Origin of the sequence: Tardiphaga sp. vice304 (genome assembly GCF_007018905.1) — a bacterium.
Taxonomy (GTDB): Bacteria; Pseudomonadota; Alphaproteobacteria; order Rhizobiales; family Xanthobacteraceae; genus Tardiphaga.
The window spans coordinates 3,834,693-3,850,522 of sequence record NZ_CP041402.1; the positions used below are offsets into that span (position 1 = coordinate 3,834,693).

Consider the following 15,830-nt stretch of genomic DNA (forward strand, 5'->3'; position numbering starts at 1 on the left):
ATCGGGCCAATTGCTCAGTGGCGCCGATGCACCGGGGGCGGAATGGCGGATGAACGCTCCACCCCGTGCCCGGTTCCGCACATTGGGGCCTTTTCACACCTGATTGCGAGGAAATTGCGACTCAGTCGTCGTCATCCTCGTCGTCATCGTCATCGTCCGCAGCGGCGGCGCCATGCGGTGCCAGGCCCTGATCGTCCCACAGCTTGCGGTAGGTCCCGTTCAGCGCCAGCAATTCGACATGCGAGCCGCGCTCGATCGCCTGGCCGCCGGAGATCACGATGATCTCGTCCATCTCCACCACCGAGGTCAGGCGGTGGGTCGAGAAGATCATGGTGCGGCCACGCGCGAGCTTGAGCAGCGTCTTGTTGATCGCGGCCTCCGTGGTCTGGTCGAGCGCCGAGGTCGCCTCGTCGAGCAGCAATACGGAGGGATTGCGGACGATGGCCCGGGCGATGGCGATCCGCTGGCGCTGGCCGCCGGACAATGTGTCACCGCGCTCACCGACCGAGGTGTCGTATTTCTGCGGCAGGCTCATGATGTAGCGGTGGATCTCGGCCTTCTTAGCCGCGTCCTCGACTTCCTTGTCGGTGGCGCCTTCCTTGCCCAGCCGGATGTTCTCGCGGATCGACATGTTGAACAGCATGTTTTCCTGGAATACGACCGCCATGCTGGAGCGCAGCGACTCCCGCGTTACCTTGCGGATATCGACGCCATCGATACTCACCCGGCCCTCGTCGGGCACGTAGAGCCGCAGGATCAGATTGAGCAGCGTGCTCTTGCCGGAGCCGGAGGGTCCGACAATCGCGATGGTCTTTCCGACGTTGAGCTTAAGGGTCAGATTGTCGAGCACCGGCGTCTGGCTGCCTTCGTATTTGAAGGAGACGTGGTCAAAAGTGATGTCGTTGACGATGCGCGGCAGATTGGGCGCCCCTGCCCGGTCGGCGCCGCGGGTCGGTTCATCGAGCATCTCGTTGATGTGGCGCACGGCCGCGGCCGACTGGATCGACACCGGGATGAAGTGCATGACATGGGCGATGTTGTAGGACACCTCCCAGAACGCGCTCTCGAAGGTCACGAAGGTACCGACGGTGATCTGGCCCTTGGTGGCCAGATAGGCGCCGATCGCCAGCACGACGAGGTGCAGCAGCAGCACCGAGATGGTGACCGAGCGCTCCACCATGGTGGAGAGAAAGATCGCGCGTGACACGCGGTCGCGGGCCTCGTTGTTGCGCAGCCGGAACCAGCCGAGCGTGCGGCGCTGCAGGCTGAACGCCTTGACCACCGCCTGCGCCGCGACGTTCTCCTGAACGGCACCAAGCAGCGCGGATTCCGTGAGCTTCTGGTCGTAATTGGCCTGCACGGCCTTGGGCGTCAGGATGCGCGGGCCGATCAGGGTGATCGGGAAGATCAGCAGGGCCACCGCCGCGAGCTGCCAGTTCAGATACAGCATCAGCAAAATGCCGGCGATCAGTTCGAGAAACGGCAGCATCGCACTATTGGCGAAGGTCTTGATCGAGGTCTCGTAAGCCGCCATGTCGATCGAGAAGCGCGACAGGATCTCGCCACGCTTGGTGCGGGCGAAATAGGCCGACGGCAGGTTCTGCACGTGCTCGAACAGGCGGACGCGGACGTCGGAAATGACGGTTGCCGCCAGCCGCGCGTCCCAGCGCTCATACCAGATCGCCACGATCGAGGTGATGATGCCGGCCGCCCCCAGCACCGACAGGATGATGACCAGCGCCTCGAAGTCCTCTTCGCCGAGCGCATCGTCGATCAGATATTTCAGGCTGAGCGGCATGATGACGTTGAACAGCGTCTCGACCAGAACGCCGAGGCCGACAAAAACCATCATCTTGCGGTAATTCGTCAGGAACGGCCGGGTGAACGCCAGAATGGTGCCAAGCGCGCCGGCGGCTTCGCGTGCGGTGAAGACGACGAGATCCTCGTCATCATCATCGTCGTCATCTTCCTCGTCGTCATCTTCGGCGACCGGCTTGGATTTAGCCGCCTTGTCGACCCCCAGGCCCTTGGCCAATGGCGGCTTGATGCCGGGAACCGGCGTCGCGGCCGCGCCGACCGGCAGCGCGAATTTGTCGTCGAGCGGCGACGCCGGCTCGCCTTGCGAGGAATCGTCGGAAGGTGGCTTTGGTGGCTGGGACGCCATGAAACAAACCGTTGCTGCACGGTCGTGCGACCGCAGGAATCATTGCTGCGGCGCGTGCCGCAGTCCCCATGATCCTATGCGATCAGAATGCAATCGGCAAAGCAACGGGAGGGGTATAGGGGATGTGACGCGCATGCCGTGGCAAGGACGAGCCGCAAGCGATGTGGCCGCCGGGGTCCTCGCGCCATCCCCATGTCGTCCCCGCGAACGCGGGGACCCATAGCCTCAGCCGATCAAGGTGGAACGCTGCGGCCTGCAGCGCTGAGCCGAGAAGACGGTGTGTATGGGTCCCCGCGTTCGCGGGGACGACATGGGGACAGGTGAGCGCGTCAACGCATGCAGATCCTGGCGGAAGCGCCTCGCCCGCTCAGTCTTCGTCATCCATCTTGTCGAAGAACGAATAGCGCAGGCTGTCGGCGTCGGCGTACCAGTGGCCGGGGCCGCGGTCGGCAGCCAGCGTGGCTTCCCAGACCTCCGCCGTGCAGTCACGGCGGTGCATCGACAGATCGAAGCCGTTGCCGAAGAACAGTTCCGACCATTCCCACCAGGTGCCGAGCTTCCGGACGCCGCGCAACAGGTCGTAGCGGTCGATCAGCGCCGGCGCCATGTCGGAGGTCACCGAGCCAAACACCACGCCGGTCTTGACCACGCGGTTGAGTTCCCGCACCGCCTTCGGCACCTGCTTCTCGGCGACGTGGCACAGACAGGTCTCGAACACGAAATCGAAGCGCTCATCCTTGAACGGCAGGTCGGTGACGGAGCCGAGCTGGTTGTACTTCTTCAGCGCCTTCGGCGTCCGGGCGTGGATCACCTTGTTGCTCTCGATGCCCCAGGCGTCGATGCCACGGTCGCGCAGCGCGCCGACCAGTTCGCCGGATGCCGAGCCCGCCACCAGCAGCCGGTAGGCCTTCGGCTGGTCCCAGACGATCTGGATCAGCTTCATCAGATAGTCGGGATCGGTGAAGCGGCTCCACACCTCGCTATAGGGGCCGAGGCCGCGGTAATTCTCGAAATAGTCGCGATCGATCTTGTCGGAGGCAACCGGCCCGCCGTCGCCGCGGGCACGCCGCAGCCGCATCATCTCGGTGAGAATGATGTCGGTGGCCGCGTCGGAGGAATCCAAGAGGCCATTGAGCGTGGAATCGAACAGATAGTCGCCGACCAGCACGAGGCCGGGATGGTTCTTCGGTTCCGGCCGGTGGTTGGTCATGACATCGCGCGCCGGCAGGCCGCCGGGGATCGCATTGACCGAGGACAGCCAGCGATAGGTCTTGCCCTCCATGAAATGCGCGCGCGCATTGCCGAACGAGACCGGCAGCGATTTCAGCGCCGCGTCGATCAGCTCCTCGTCGTTGAGGTTGGCAAAGGCCAGCGCGTCGGAGCCCGCGATCAGCCAGTTCAGCACGCCGTGCGTGCCGACATCATGGCGCGAGCCCTCATTGTAGACGCAGCAGCCGCCGAACGCTTCCGACATGAACCAGGAGCCGGGAATCTGCTCGCCCCAGAACGGCGTGTCGAACAGGATCGAGATGCGCAGGTAATGCGCGGGCCGGTCGAAATACGAGATGTGCTTGACCATCGACTTGCGCAGCTGCTCGCCGCCCCAGCGCATCGTCGCCAGCCAGGAATGCGGCAGGCACATCAACACCAGGTCGAACTCGCGGGTCTCCGGCCCCTTGCCGTTCATCATGTCGAGCTGGTAGCGGCCGGCCTCGGTCTTGCCGACCTTCAGGACACGGTGGTTGAGCTGGACGTCGGCATCGACCTCCGACTGCAGACAGGTGATGAGCTGCTCATTGCCGTTCTGGATCGAGTACAGGCCGATATAGCCCTCGATATCCATCACGAAATTCTTGAGCGCGTTGAGGCCGTTGGTGTTGTGGGCCTCGGTCGCCAGATCGGAACGCGCCATCACCTTCAAGAAACGCTTGGCGGTCGCATCCGGCACGACCTTGTCGAGCAGTTCCTCGGCGGTCATCCACGCCCAGGGATGCTCGTTGTCATGGGCGCCGACGCCCTCGTAATATTCGACCGGCGACACCATCGTGCTGCACAGATCGCGAAACGCCTCGATCGCATTGGCGGTGGTCGGCCCGTAGGTCTTGCGCATGCCCGGCACGTCGTTGAGCAGTTTGCCGTCGAGCTGCACCTGCTCGGCATCCATCGGAATGGTCTGCAGGCCGAAATGCTGAATCAACTCGCGCAGCGGGTCCGGCCCGGTCATCGAATAATCGTAGATCTCGGCAACACCGGCCTCGTACATCGCCGGCGCGGAGTCGAATTTCTTGGTCAGGATCTTGCCGCCGACGCGGTCGGACGATTCATAGATGGTGATGCGGCACAGATCGCCGAGCTTCCGCTTGAGATACCAGGCGCTCATCAGGCCGCCGGGACCACCACCTACAATTGCAAGATCAAGCATCGGTTTCTCTCACGCGCCGGATCAGACGAACCATACCGGCCGCGCTCGCTGTATCGGATTTTGCTCTAAAGCGAAATGCGACCAATCAGTGAATTGGCGCATCCTGCAATAAACATTTCAAAGCATGATCATTTTCCACCTGAAGGAAAGATGAACAAAGGCGTGTGGAACGCCGCGCCAGCCACGCCGGGTTGCCGGCTTGACCGGTTACGCCCTCAGGCGGATTGCACCGCCGGACGCTTCAGCAGCCCGACCAGAATGGCGCTTACCAGCGTTCCGCACAAGATGGCTGCGCCATAGGCCACGACATGCGTCACTGCGCCGGGGATCGGCAGCACAAAGATCCCGCCGTGCGGAACCTTGAGCTCTGCGCCGGCGGCCATCGAAATGGCCCCGGTCAGCGCCGATCCGACCATCAGGGCCGCGATCACCCGGAAGGGATCCCGCGCCGCAAACGGAATGACGCCCTCGGTCACGAATGCCAGGCCGAGTACGGCGGCGGCCCCGCCGGCCTCGCGCTCTTCCACGCTGAAACGGCCGCGGAACAGCCACGTCGCCAGCGCCGCCGCGAGCGGCGGCGTCATGCCGGCGGCCATCGTCGCGGCCATCGGCGGATCGATCTGGGCCAGCACGCGACGCCCGATGTCGCGCAGGTCCGATGCCCACGTCGCCAGCAACGGATTGTCGAGCGACGCCAATTGGCCGGCCATGCGTTCGACCGCCTGATGCCACGACCACGCGACGCCGTGGCCATCGACCATGATCTGGCAGGCCAGCGTGATCAGGTCGGTGTCGTCGAGCAGCCCGGCCTGGGCCTTGAAGATCGCGACATCGGAGACGCCAAAACGGCGCGAAGCCCCGGTCGCCGCCGTCTAGACTGGCGCGCACAAGTACGCGGGCGCAGCGCGCGTTGCGCCCTCCACAATGAAAAAGGCCCGCTTTCGCGGGCCTTTTACTGTTTGATAGTTCGCTTCGCTTACTCGGCGGGCGGCAGCATCAGGGTTTCGGCATCCGGAGCGTCCGGAACGATCGTCGCCTGCTTTTCGCGCTCGTCGAGGATCATCTTGTCGCGCTTGACTGCGACTTCGCGGATCTTCGCCATCGAGGCGCCGGTGCCTGCCGGGATAAGCCGGCCGACAATGACGTTCTCCTTGAGGCCTTCGAGCGGATCCACCTTGCCGTTGACGGCAGCTTCGGTGAGCACGCGCGTGGTCTCCTGGAACGACGCTGCCGAGAAGAACGAACGGGTCTGCAAGCTCGCCTTGGTGATGCCGAGCAGTACCGGCGTTCCCGTGGCGATCTTCTTGCCCTCTTCCTTGGCGCGCGCATTGAGCTGGTCGAATTCGATCTTGTCGATCTGTTCGCCCGAGATCATGTCGGTCTCACCCTGATCGGTGATCTCGACCTTCTGCAGCATCTGACGAACAATCACTTCGATGTGCTTGTCGTTGATGAGCACGCCCTGCAATCGGTAGACTTCCTGGATTTCGTTGACCAGGTAGGCAGCGAGTTCCTCGATGCCCTTGATCGCCAGAATGTCGTGCGGCGCGGGATTGCCTTCGACGATGAAGTCGCCCTTTTCGACGATGTCACCATCCTGCAGATGGATGTGCTTGCCCTTCGGAATGAGGTACTCGCGGGTCTCCTCGTTCTTGTCGATCGGCTCGATCGAGATCCGGCGCTTGTTCTTGTAGTCGCGACCGAAGCGGATGGTGCCGCCGATTTCCGCGATGATCGCCGCGTCCTTGGGCTTGCGCGCCTCGAACAGTTCGGCCACCCGCGGCAGACCGCCGGTGATGTCACGCGTCTTCGCGCTTTCGGTCGAAACACGGGCGAGAATGTCGCCGGTCTTCACCTTGGCGCCGGTATCGACCGACAGAATGGCGTCGGGCGACAGCATGTAGCGGGCTTCACCGCCACGGGCGAGCTTGAGGATCTTGCCGTCCTTGCCCTTGATGACAATGGCAGGACGCAGATCCGCGCCGGCACGCGACGAACGCCAGTCGGTAACGACGCGCTTGGCGATACCGGTGGACTCGTCGAGCGTCTCGGCGATCGACTGGCCGTCGATCAGATCCTCGAAGCCGATCACGCCTTCAACTTCGGTCAGCAGCGGACGGGAGTACGGATCCCATTCCGCGATGCGCTGGCCGCGCTTGATGGTGTCGCCTTCCGCCACGTGCACGCGCGCGCCGTACTGAATACGATGCGCGGCGCGCTCGGTGCCGTCGGCGTCCGAGATCGCGATGACCATGTTGCGGACCATCGCCACCATGTGACCTTCGCCGTTCTTGGCGATGGCTTCGTTCTTGATCGTGACCTTGCCGTCGAAGTTGGATTCGATGACCGACTGCTCGTTGATCTGCGCGGCGCCACCGATGTGGAACGTACGCATGGTGAGCTGGGTACCGGGTTCACCGATCGACTGCGCCGCGATGACGCCGACGGCCTCACCGTGGTTGACCGGCGTGCCGCGGGCGAGATCGCGCCCGTAGCAGGTGCCGCAGATGCCGTTGACCAGTTCGCAAGTGAGAGCCGAACGGATCTTCACTTCCTGGATGCCGGCCTGCTGCAGCAGATCGACGTCGCGCTCTTCCATCAGGGTGTTGCGCTTGATCAGGATCTTGTTGGTGTTCGGATCGCGAATGTCTTCGCAGGCCGAACGGCCAAGGATACGCGACGCCAGCGATGCAACCACCGATCCGCTGTCGATGATGGCGCGCATCTTGATGCCGAGCTTGGTGCCGCAATCCGACTGCGTGATGATGCAGTCCTGCGCCACGTCGACGAGACGACGGGTCAGGTAACCGGAGTTCGCGGTCTTCAACGCGGTATCGGCGAGACCCTTACGGGCACCGTGAGTCGAGTTGAAGTATTCGAGAACCGACAGGCCCTCCTTGAAGTTCGAGATGATCGGCGTCTCGATGATCTCACCCGACGGCTTGGCCATCAGGCCGCGCATGCCGGCGAGCTGACGCATCTGGGCCGGCGAACCGCGGGCACCGGAATGCGACATCATGTAGATCGAGTTGATCTGCTGCTCGACGCCGTGCGCGTCCTTCTTGACGGAGGAAATCTCCTTCATCATCTCCTTGGCGACTTCTTCACCGGCCTTCGACCAGGCATCGACGACCTTGTTGTACTTCTCACCATGGGTGATCAGGCCGTCGTTGTACTGCTGCTCGAAGTCCTTCGCGAGCGCACGGGTGCCGTCGACGATCTTCCACTTCGACGCTGGCACGACCATGTCGTCCTTGCCGAACGAGATGCCCGCCTTGAAGGCGTTGTAGAAGCCGAGCGCCATGATGCGATCGCAGAAGATCACGGTCTCTTTCTGACCGCAGTGACGATAGACCTGATCGATGACGCTGGAGATTTCCTTCTTCGTCATCAGCTTGTTGATGATGTCGAAGGGCATCTTCGCCGACTTCGGCAGGACCTGGCCGAGCATGGTGCGGCCAGCCGTGGTGTCATACCAGCGGGTAACCGGCTTGCCGTTCTCGTCGAGACCTTCCCAGCGATACTTGATCTTGGTGTGGAGGTGGATGACCTTCGCATGCAGCGCATGCTCGATCTCCGCCACCGCATGATACAGCTTGCCCTGGCCGGGCAGACCGTCACGCATCACCGACAGATAGTACAGGCCGAGCACGATATCCTGCGACGGCACGATGATCGGCTGACCGTTCGCGGGATGCAGGATGTTGTTGGTCGACATCATCAGGACGCGCGCTTCCAGCTGCGCTTCCAGCGACAGCGGAACGTGGACGGCCATCTGGTCGCCGTCGAAGTCGGCGTTGAAGGCCGCGCAGACCAGCGGATGCAGCTGGATCGCCTTGCCTTCGATCAGCACCGGCTCGAACGCCTGGATGCCCAGACGATGCAGCGTCGGCGCGCGGTTCAAGAGCACGGGATGCTCGCGAATGACCTCGTCGAGGATGTCCCAGACTTCGGGACGCTCTTTTTCAACGAGCTTCTTCGCCTGCTTCACCGTGGTGGACAGACCCTTGGCGTCGAGCCGCGAGTAGATGAACGGCTTGAACAGTTCGAGCGCCATCTTCTTCGGCAGGCCGCACTGATGCAGACGCAGCTCGGGACCGACGACGATGACCGAACGGCCGGAATAGTCGACGCGCTTGCCGAGCAAATTCTGCCGGAAGCGGCCCTGCTTGCCCTTCAGCATGTCGGCGAGCGACTTCAGCGGGCGCTTGTTGGCACCCGTGATGACGCGTCCGCGACGGCCGTTGTCGAACAATGCGTCAACGGCTTCCTGCAACATGCGCTTTTCGTTGCGGATGATGATGTCCGGCGCGCGGAGCTCCATCAGGCGCTTCAAGCGGTTGTTGCGGTTGATGACGCGGCGATAGAGATCGTTGAGATCGGAGGTCGCGAAGCGGCCGCCATCGAGCGGCACCAGCGGACGCAGGTCCGGCGGGATCACCGGCACGACGGTCAGGATCATCCATTCCGGCTTGTTGCCGGAGTAGCGGAAGGCCTCGACGATCTTCAAGCGCTTGGCGAGCTTCTTGTGCTTGATCTCGGATTCGGTCTCTTTCATATCCACGCGCAGCTGGACGTCGAGCTTTTCAAGCTCGAGGCCCTTCAGCAGTTCGCGGATCGCCTCGGCGCCGATCATGGCGGTGAAGCTGTCCTGACCATATTCGTCCTGCGCGCGAAGATACTCTTCTTCGGACAGCAGCTGACGGTCCTTGAGCGCGGTGAGACCCGGCTCGAGAACGACGTAGTATTCAAAGTACAGGATCCGCTCGAGATCCTTGAGGGTCATGTCGAGCAGCTGGCCGATACGCGACGGCAGCGACTTCAGGAACCAGATGTGGGCAACGGGGGCTGCGAGCTCGATATGGCCCATGCGCTCGCGCCGGACGCGCGACAAGGTCACTTCGACCGAGCACTTCTCGCAGATGATGCCCTTGTACTTCATGCGCTTGTACTTGCCGCACAGGCACTCGTAATCCTTGATCGGCCCGAAGATGCGGGCGCAGAACAGGCCGTCGCGCTCGGGCTTGAAGGTACGGTAATTGATGGTTTCCGGCTTCTTGATCTCGCCGTAGGACCACGACAGAATCTTCTCCGGAGACGCGATCGAAATCCGGATCTGGTCGAAGACCTGAGCCGGCGTCGTCGGATTGAAGAGATTCATAATTTCTTGGTTCATAGTCTTCTCCTCGCGTGCCGGTCGCCACCAGCAGCAAATTCGAATTTCTCAGGGTCGCCACGCACTCTGCTCACGTCCGGGCAGAGCGCGGATGCCCGGCCATGAAGGCCGGGCAGTCGCTGTCAGATTATTCGGCTGCTTCCGACGGGGTCGGCGCCTGCTTCGAGTTGTGCAGGTCGACGTTGAGACCCAGCGAGCGCATTTCCTTGACCAGCACGTTGAACGATTCCGGAATACCGGCCTCGAACGTGTCGTCGCCGCGCACGATGGCTTCGTAGACCTTGGTACGGCCCGCGACGTCGTCCGACTTCACGGTCAGCATTTCCTGGAGCGTATACGCCGCGCCGTAAGCCTCGAGCGCCCACACTTCCATTTCGCCGAAACGCTGTCCGCCGAACTGTGCCTTGCCGCCCAGCGGCTGCTGGGTAACCAGCGAGTACGGACCGATCGAACGCGCGTGGATCTTGTCGTCCACGAGATGGTGCAGCTTGAGCATGTAGATGTACCCAACCGTCACCTTGCGATCGAACTGGTCGCCGGTCCGGCCGTCATAGACGGTGGACTGACCGGACGCATCCAGGCCTGCCATCTTCAGCATCTCTTCGATGTCGGCTTCCTTCGCCCCGTCGAACACCGGCGTTGCAATCGGCACGCCGGGCTTCAGGTTGCGAGCCAACTCAAGGAGTTCGGCATCGTCCAGCGACTTGATGACTTCGTCGTCGCCGTAGATCTTCTTCAGCGTGTCCTTGAGCGGCTTCAGATCCTGCTTCGCGTAGTAGGCGTCGATGGTCTGCCCGATCCGCTTGCCCATGCCGGCGCAAGCCCAGCCGAGATGCGTTTCGAGAATCTGACCGACGTTCATGCGCGACGGCACGCCGAGCGGGTTCAGCACGATGTCCGCATGGGTCCCGTCTTCAAGGAACGGCATGTCTTCGATCGGAACGATCTTCGACACCACGCCCTTGTTGCCGTGACGTCCGGCCATCTTGTCGCCGGGCTGGATCTTGCGCTTCACCGCGACGAAGACCTTGACCATCTTCATCACGCCGGGCGGCAGTTCGTCGCCACGCTGCAGCTTCTCGACCTTGTCGAGGAAGCGCTGTTCAAGGCCCTTCTTCGACTCGTCGTACTGCTTCCGCATCGCTTCGATTTCGGTCATCAGCTTGTCGTTCGAAGTGGCGAACATCCACCACTGCGAACGCGGGCTCTCTTCGAGCACGGCACGGGTGACCTTGCTGTCCTTCTTGAAGCCCTTCGGACCGGCAATGCCGACCTTGCCTTCGAGCAGGTCTGCAAGACGGCCGTAGACGTTACGGTCAAGAATGGCCTGCTCGTCGTCACGATCCTTGGCGAGGCGTTCGATTTCCTCCCGCTCGATCGCCAAAGCGCGTTCGTCCTTGTCGACGCCGTGCCGGTTGAAGACGCGGACTTCGACGATGGTGCCCTGCACGCCGGGCGGCACGCGGAGCGAGGTATCGCGAACGTCGGACGCCTTTTCACCGAAGATGGCGCGCAGAAGCTTTTCTTCCGGCGTCATCGGGCTTTCGCCCTTCGGGGTGATCTTGCCGACCAGGATGTCGCCGGCGCGGACTTCGGCGCCGATGTAGACGATGCCGGCTTCGTCGAGGTTCTTCAGCGCTTCTTCCGACACGTTCGGAATATCGCGGGTGATTTCCTCAGGCCCGAGCTTGGTATCGCGAGCCATGACTTCGAACTCTTCGAGATGGATCGACGTGAACACGTCGTCCTTCACGATCCGCTCGGAGAGCAGGATGGAATCCTCGAAGTTGTAGCCATTCCACGGCATGAACGCGACCAGCACGTTGCGGCCGAGAGCCAATTCGCCGAGATCGGTCGACGGACCGTCCGCGATGATATCGCCCTTGGCCACCTTGTCGCCTACGCGAACCAGCGGACGCTGGTTGATGCAGGTCGACTGGTTGGAGCGCTGGTACTTCATCAGACGGTAGATATCGACGCCCGACTTGGTGGGGTCGAGATCTTCAGTCGCGCGGATAACCACGCGGGTCGCATCGATCTGGTCGATGACGCCCGAACGGCGCGCCGCGATCGCAGCACCCGAGTCACGCGCCACGACGGCTTCCATGCCGGTGCCGACGAACGGGGCTTCGGCGCGCACCAAAGGCACGGCCTGACGCTGCATGTTCGAGCCCATCAGCGCGCGGTTGGCGTCGTCGTTCTCGAGGAACGGGATCAGCGCCGCGGCAACCGAAACAAGCTGCTTCGGCGACACGTCCATGTAGTCGACCTTGTCGGCCGTGACCGGCAGCACGTCACCGGAGTGACGGCAGATGATCAGGTCTTCGGTGAACTTGCCCTTGGCGTCGAGCGCCACGTTCGCCTGCGCGACGTGGTAGCGGCCCTCTTCCATCGCCGAGAGGTACACGACCTCGTCGGTGACGCGACCGTCCTTGACCTTGCGGTAGGGCGTTTCGACGAAGCCGTACTTGTTGACGCGCGCGAAGGTGGCGAGCGAGTTGATCAGACCGATGTTAGGGCCTTCCGGCGTCTCGATCGGGCAGATGCGGCCGTAATGCGTCGGATGAACGTCGCGGACTTCGAAGCCCGCGCGCTCGCGCGTCAGACCGCCCGGTCCAAGCGCCGAGAGACGGCGCTTGTGGGTGATTTCCGACAGCGGGTTGGTCTGATCCATGAACTGCGACAGCTGCGACGAGCCGAAGAATTCGCGAACGGCGGCAGCCGCCGGCTTCGCGTTGATCAGGTCCTGCGGCATCACGGTGTCGATGTCGACGGACGACATGCGCTCCTTGATGGCGCGCTCCATGCGCAGGAGGCCGACGCGGTACTGATTTTCCATCAGCTCGCCTACCGAACGCACACGACGGTTGCCGAGATGGTCGATATCGTCGATTTCGCCCTTACCGTCGCGCAGGTCCACCAGCGTCTTGATGACGGCGAGGATGTCTTCCTTGCGCAGCGTGCGATGGGTGTCCGGCGCGTCCAGCTCGAGGCGCATGTTCATCTTGACGCGGCCGACCGCGGAGAGGTCGTAGCGCTCACTGTCGAAGAACAGCGACTGGAACATGTTCTGCGCGGAGTCGATGGTCGGCGGCTCGCCCGGACGCATCACGCGGTAGATGTCGAACAGCGCGTCTTCCCGCGTCATGTTCTTGTCGGCGGCCAGCGTGTTGCGGATGTAGGCACCGATGTTGACGTGGTCGATGTCGAGCAGCGGCAGGTCCTTGTAGCCCGCCTCAACCAGCTCCTTCATCGGCGTCGTACCGATGAACAGCTCGATTTCCTTATCGTCGCCCTTGGTCTTTTCCTTGCCCGTGATCTCATCACCGGCTTCGGCGTAGATCACGCCGGTCTTGTTGTTGATGAGATCTTCGGCGAGGTAATTGCCGACCAGATCATGGTCGGTCATCAACAGGGCCTTGAGGCCCTTTTCGACGAGCTGACGGGCGGCACGCACGGTGAGCTTCTTGCCGGCTTCGAGCACGACCTTGCCGGTGTCGGCATCGATCAGATCGTTGACGGTCGAGTAGCCGCGGAAACGCGCGGCGTCGAACGGCACGCGCCAGCCTTCTTTGATCTTCTTGAACTCGATCTTGTTGTAGAACGTCGAGAGAATTTCTTCGCCGTCCAGACCCAGCGCGAACATCAGCGACGTCACCGGAATCTTGCGGCGACGATCGATGCGGGCGAACACGATGTCCTTGGCGTCGAATTCGATGTCGAGCCAGGAGCCGCGATAGGGGATGACGCGGGCGGCGAACAGCAGCTTGCCCGAGGAATGGGTCTTGCCCTTGTCGTGGTCGAAGAACACGCCCGGCGAACGGTGCATCTGCGAGACGATGACGCGCTCGGTGCCGTTGACGACGAAGGTGCCGTTCATGGTCATGAGCGGGATATCGCCCATGTAGACGTCCTGCTCCTTGATGTCCTTGACGGAGCGGGCGCCGGTTTCTTCATCGATATCGAACACGATCAGGCGCAGCGTCACCTTCAGCGGCGCAGCATAGGTCATGCCGCGCTGGCGGCACTCGTCGACGTCGTATTTCGGCGGCTCGAATTCGTAGCGAACGAATTCCAGCATCGAGGTGCTGGAGAAGTCCGAGATCGGGAACACCGACCGGAATACCGCCTGCAGACCCTCGTCGAGGCGTCCACCTTCGGGTTCGTCAACCATCAGGAACTGGTCGTAGGATGCCTTCTGAACCTCAATGAGGTTCGGCATTTCTGCGACTTCCTTGATGTGACCGAAGAACTTGCGAACGCGCTTGCGACCTGTGAACGTCTGCTGACCCATCTTGGCCTCTCATTGCGTCGCCCGTAACGGGCGAACCTTCCGAAGCGCGACTGGCGTCGCCCCCGGGTTGAATTTCCAAACGCTCCGGTCGTTGCGCCCAATATCAGGACCAAAGTCCTGAAATCGAAGGCGCGAATCGCAGAACGCAAAACGACGCGCGGGATGCCTGGCTGCACCCTGCCCGTCTGAACCGTCTAGTTACGGACTGAAAAAGCCCGAAATTGCATATCTCCCAACGGCTTAGACAGAAACGTCGTCATTCCTGCTGTCAAACCGTGCTTTCGTGCTGTCGTCCCGATATGGGATGGCAATAATGGAGATTCGAGGGTTGTTCCAAGAAATCCCCACACATTCCTGTGTACGGACATAAAAGGTCCGGGAGGCGACCCGAAGCTCGCCTCCCGGGATCGTTTTGAAGTCTTACTTGAGTTCGACCTTGGCGCCAGCCTTCTCGAGCTGAGCCTTGACCTTCTCGGCCTCGTCCTTGGCAATGCCTTCCTTGACAGCCTTCGGAGCGCCTTCGACCAGGTCCTTGGCTTCCTTGAGGCCGAGACCCGTGATCGCACGGACTTCCTTGATGACTTCGATCTTCTTGTCGCCGGCAGCGGTCAGCATGACGGTGAATTCGGTCTTCTCTTCAGCGGCAGCAGCCGGAGCGCCGGCAGGGCCAGCAACAGCGACGGCAGCAGCGGCAGACACGCCCCACTTTTCTTCGAGCAGCTTGGCGAGGTCGGCAGCTTCGAGCACGGTCAGGCTCGAGAGTTCTTCAACGATCTTATTGAGGTCGGCCATTGTCTTGTTTCCTTAAGCGTATCTAGTTCGAACCAGGGTTTGAATGCGAAGGGCGTCAGGCCGCTTCGCTCTTTGAGGCATAGGCCTGAACAACGCGTGCGAGCTTGGACGCAGGCGCAGTCGACAGCTGAGCGATCTTGGTCGCGGGTGCCACGAGGAGACCCAGGATCTTGGCGCGCAGTTCGTCGAGCGAGGGCAGCGCGGCCAGGGCCTTGACGCTGTCGACGCTCAGGACGGTTTTACCCATCGATCCGCCGAGAATAACGAAATTCTCGTTTGCCTTGGCGAATTCGACGGCAACCTTCGGTGCCGCTACCGGATCGTCAGAAGTGGCGATCACGGTGGGACCCTTCAGAAGGGACCCAATGGCAACGACGTCCGTGCCTTCAAGAGCAATTTTGGCGAGACGGTTTTTCGAGACCTTGACCGAGGCGCCAGCGGCTTTCATCTGCGTACGCAGAGTCTGCATCTGGGCGACGGTGAGGCCGGAATAATGGGCGACGACCGCAACGCTGGTGGTCTTGAACAGACCGTTCAGCGCTTCGACCGCGTCCTTTTTTGCCGCTCTTTCCACAGCAAGCTCTCTCCGGTTGGCGGCCTCTGCATGGCAGGACCGCCGGGTTACACCCACCGACCCGCCCGCAACCTGACCTCAAGACACACGATCTATGAGACACGTCGGGCGAGACGATATTTGAAAAGCCTGCCCTTCCCGCGCCGTCACCAGCAGGGGAGTGTCGAGGTTCGAACTGGATACGCGGTACGCCGCTTGCGCGGCGCTGACGATCCGGTCTTCACCCGTCTATGCTGGCTTGAGGATTAAGCCGTTGAAAAACTTGCGTTTCTCTCGCTAGTTTATCTTGGGCGCCAGCAGTCTTGGACAGGATCGAGATCATCGGCTTGCCATTGCTGGCTGCCCCAAGACCCCTGCCCGCCTCGTGAACCCGCGTCGGTTGGCCTTTCCGTCGAGCAATCCATGCGG

The 15,830-nt window shown here is 62.0% G+C and carries 6 protein-coding genes and 1 pseudogene; all 7 read right to left on the minus strand.

The window, feature by feature from the left end; translation table 11 throughout:
• Positions 1–121: 121 nt before the first annotated feature.
• Positions 122–2,164 carry an ABC transporter ATP-binding protein gene (locus tag FNL56_RS18265; protein ID WP_143574291.1) on the minus strand — a complete coding sequence of 681 codons (2,043 nt, stop codon included), beginning with the start codon at positions 2,162–2,164 and terminating at the stop codon, positions 122–124.
• A 367-nt stretch (positions 2,165–2,531) separates the two neighbouring features.
• Positions 2,532–4,586 (minus strand): FAD-dependent oxidoreductase, encoded by a 2,055-nt coding sequence (locus FNL56_RS18270; RefSeq protein ID WP_143578078.1) that lies wholly within the window; start codon positions 4,584–4,586, stop codon positions 2,532–2,534.
• A 215-nt stretch (positions 4,587–4,801) separates the two neighbouring features.
• A pseudogene (locus FNL56_RS18275) lies at positions 4,802–5,452 on the minus strand (fructose-specific PTS transporter subunit EIIC); the annotation flags it as partial.
• A 110-nt stretch (positions 5,453–5,562) separates the two neighbouring features.
• On the minus strand, positions 5,563–9,762 hold the full coding sequence (rpoC, locus tag FNL56_RS18280) for a DNA-directed RNA polymerase subunit beta' (RefSeq protein ID WP_143578079.1): 4,200 nt from the start codon (positions 9,760–9,762) through the stop codon (positions 5,563–5,565).
• Positions 9,763–9,889: 127 nt separating this feature from the next.
• Positions 9,890–14,056, minus strand: a complete 4,167-nt coding sequence (gene rpoB, locus FNL56_RS18285) for a DNA-directed RNA polymerase subunit beta (RefSeq protein ID WP_143574295.1) — start codon at positions 14,054–14,056, stop codon at positions 9,890–9,892.
• Positions 14,057–14,476: 420 nt separating this feature from the next.
• A complete protein-coding gene (gene rplL / locus FNL56_RS18290; protein ID WP_143574296.1) occupies positions 14,477–14,848 on the minus strand; it encodes a 50S ribosomal protein L7/L12 in 372 nt (123 codons plus the stop codon).
• Positions 14,849–14,903: 55 nt separating this feature from the next.
• Positions 14,904–15,422, minus strand: coding sequence for a 50S ribosomal protein L10 (gene rplJ / locus FNL56_RS18295; RefSeq protein ID WP_143574297.1), 519 nt, complete (start codon positions 15,420–15,422; stop codon positions 14,904–14,906).
• Positions 15,423–15,830: the final 408 nt, after the last annotated feature.

What these genes read in the sequence shown, in the direction of transcription:
- rplL (WP_143574296.1), bottom strand. Translation starts at nt 14,848, where the DNA reads ATGGCCGACCTCAATAAGATCGTTGAAGAACTCTCGAGCCTGACCGTG.
- rpoB (WP_143574295.1), bottom strand. Translation starts at nt 14,056, where the DNA reads ATGGGTCAGCAGACGTTCACAGGTCGCAAGCGCGTTCGCAAGTTCTTC.
- rpoC (WP_143578079.1), bottom strand. Translation starts at nt 9,762, where the DNA reads ATGAACCAAGAAATTATGAATCTCTTCAATCCGACGACGCCGGCTCAG.
- FNL56_RS18265 (WP_143574291.1), bottom strand. Translation starts at nt 2,164, where the DNA reads ATGGCGTCCCAGCCACCAAAGCCACCTTCCGACGATTCCTCGCAAGGC.
- FNL56_RS18270 (WP_143578078.1), bottom strand. Translation starts at nt 4,586, where the DNA reads ATGCTTGATCTTGCAATTGTAGGTGGTGGTCCCGGCGGCCTGATGAGC.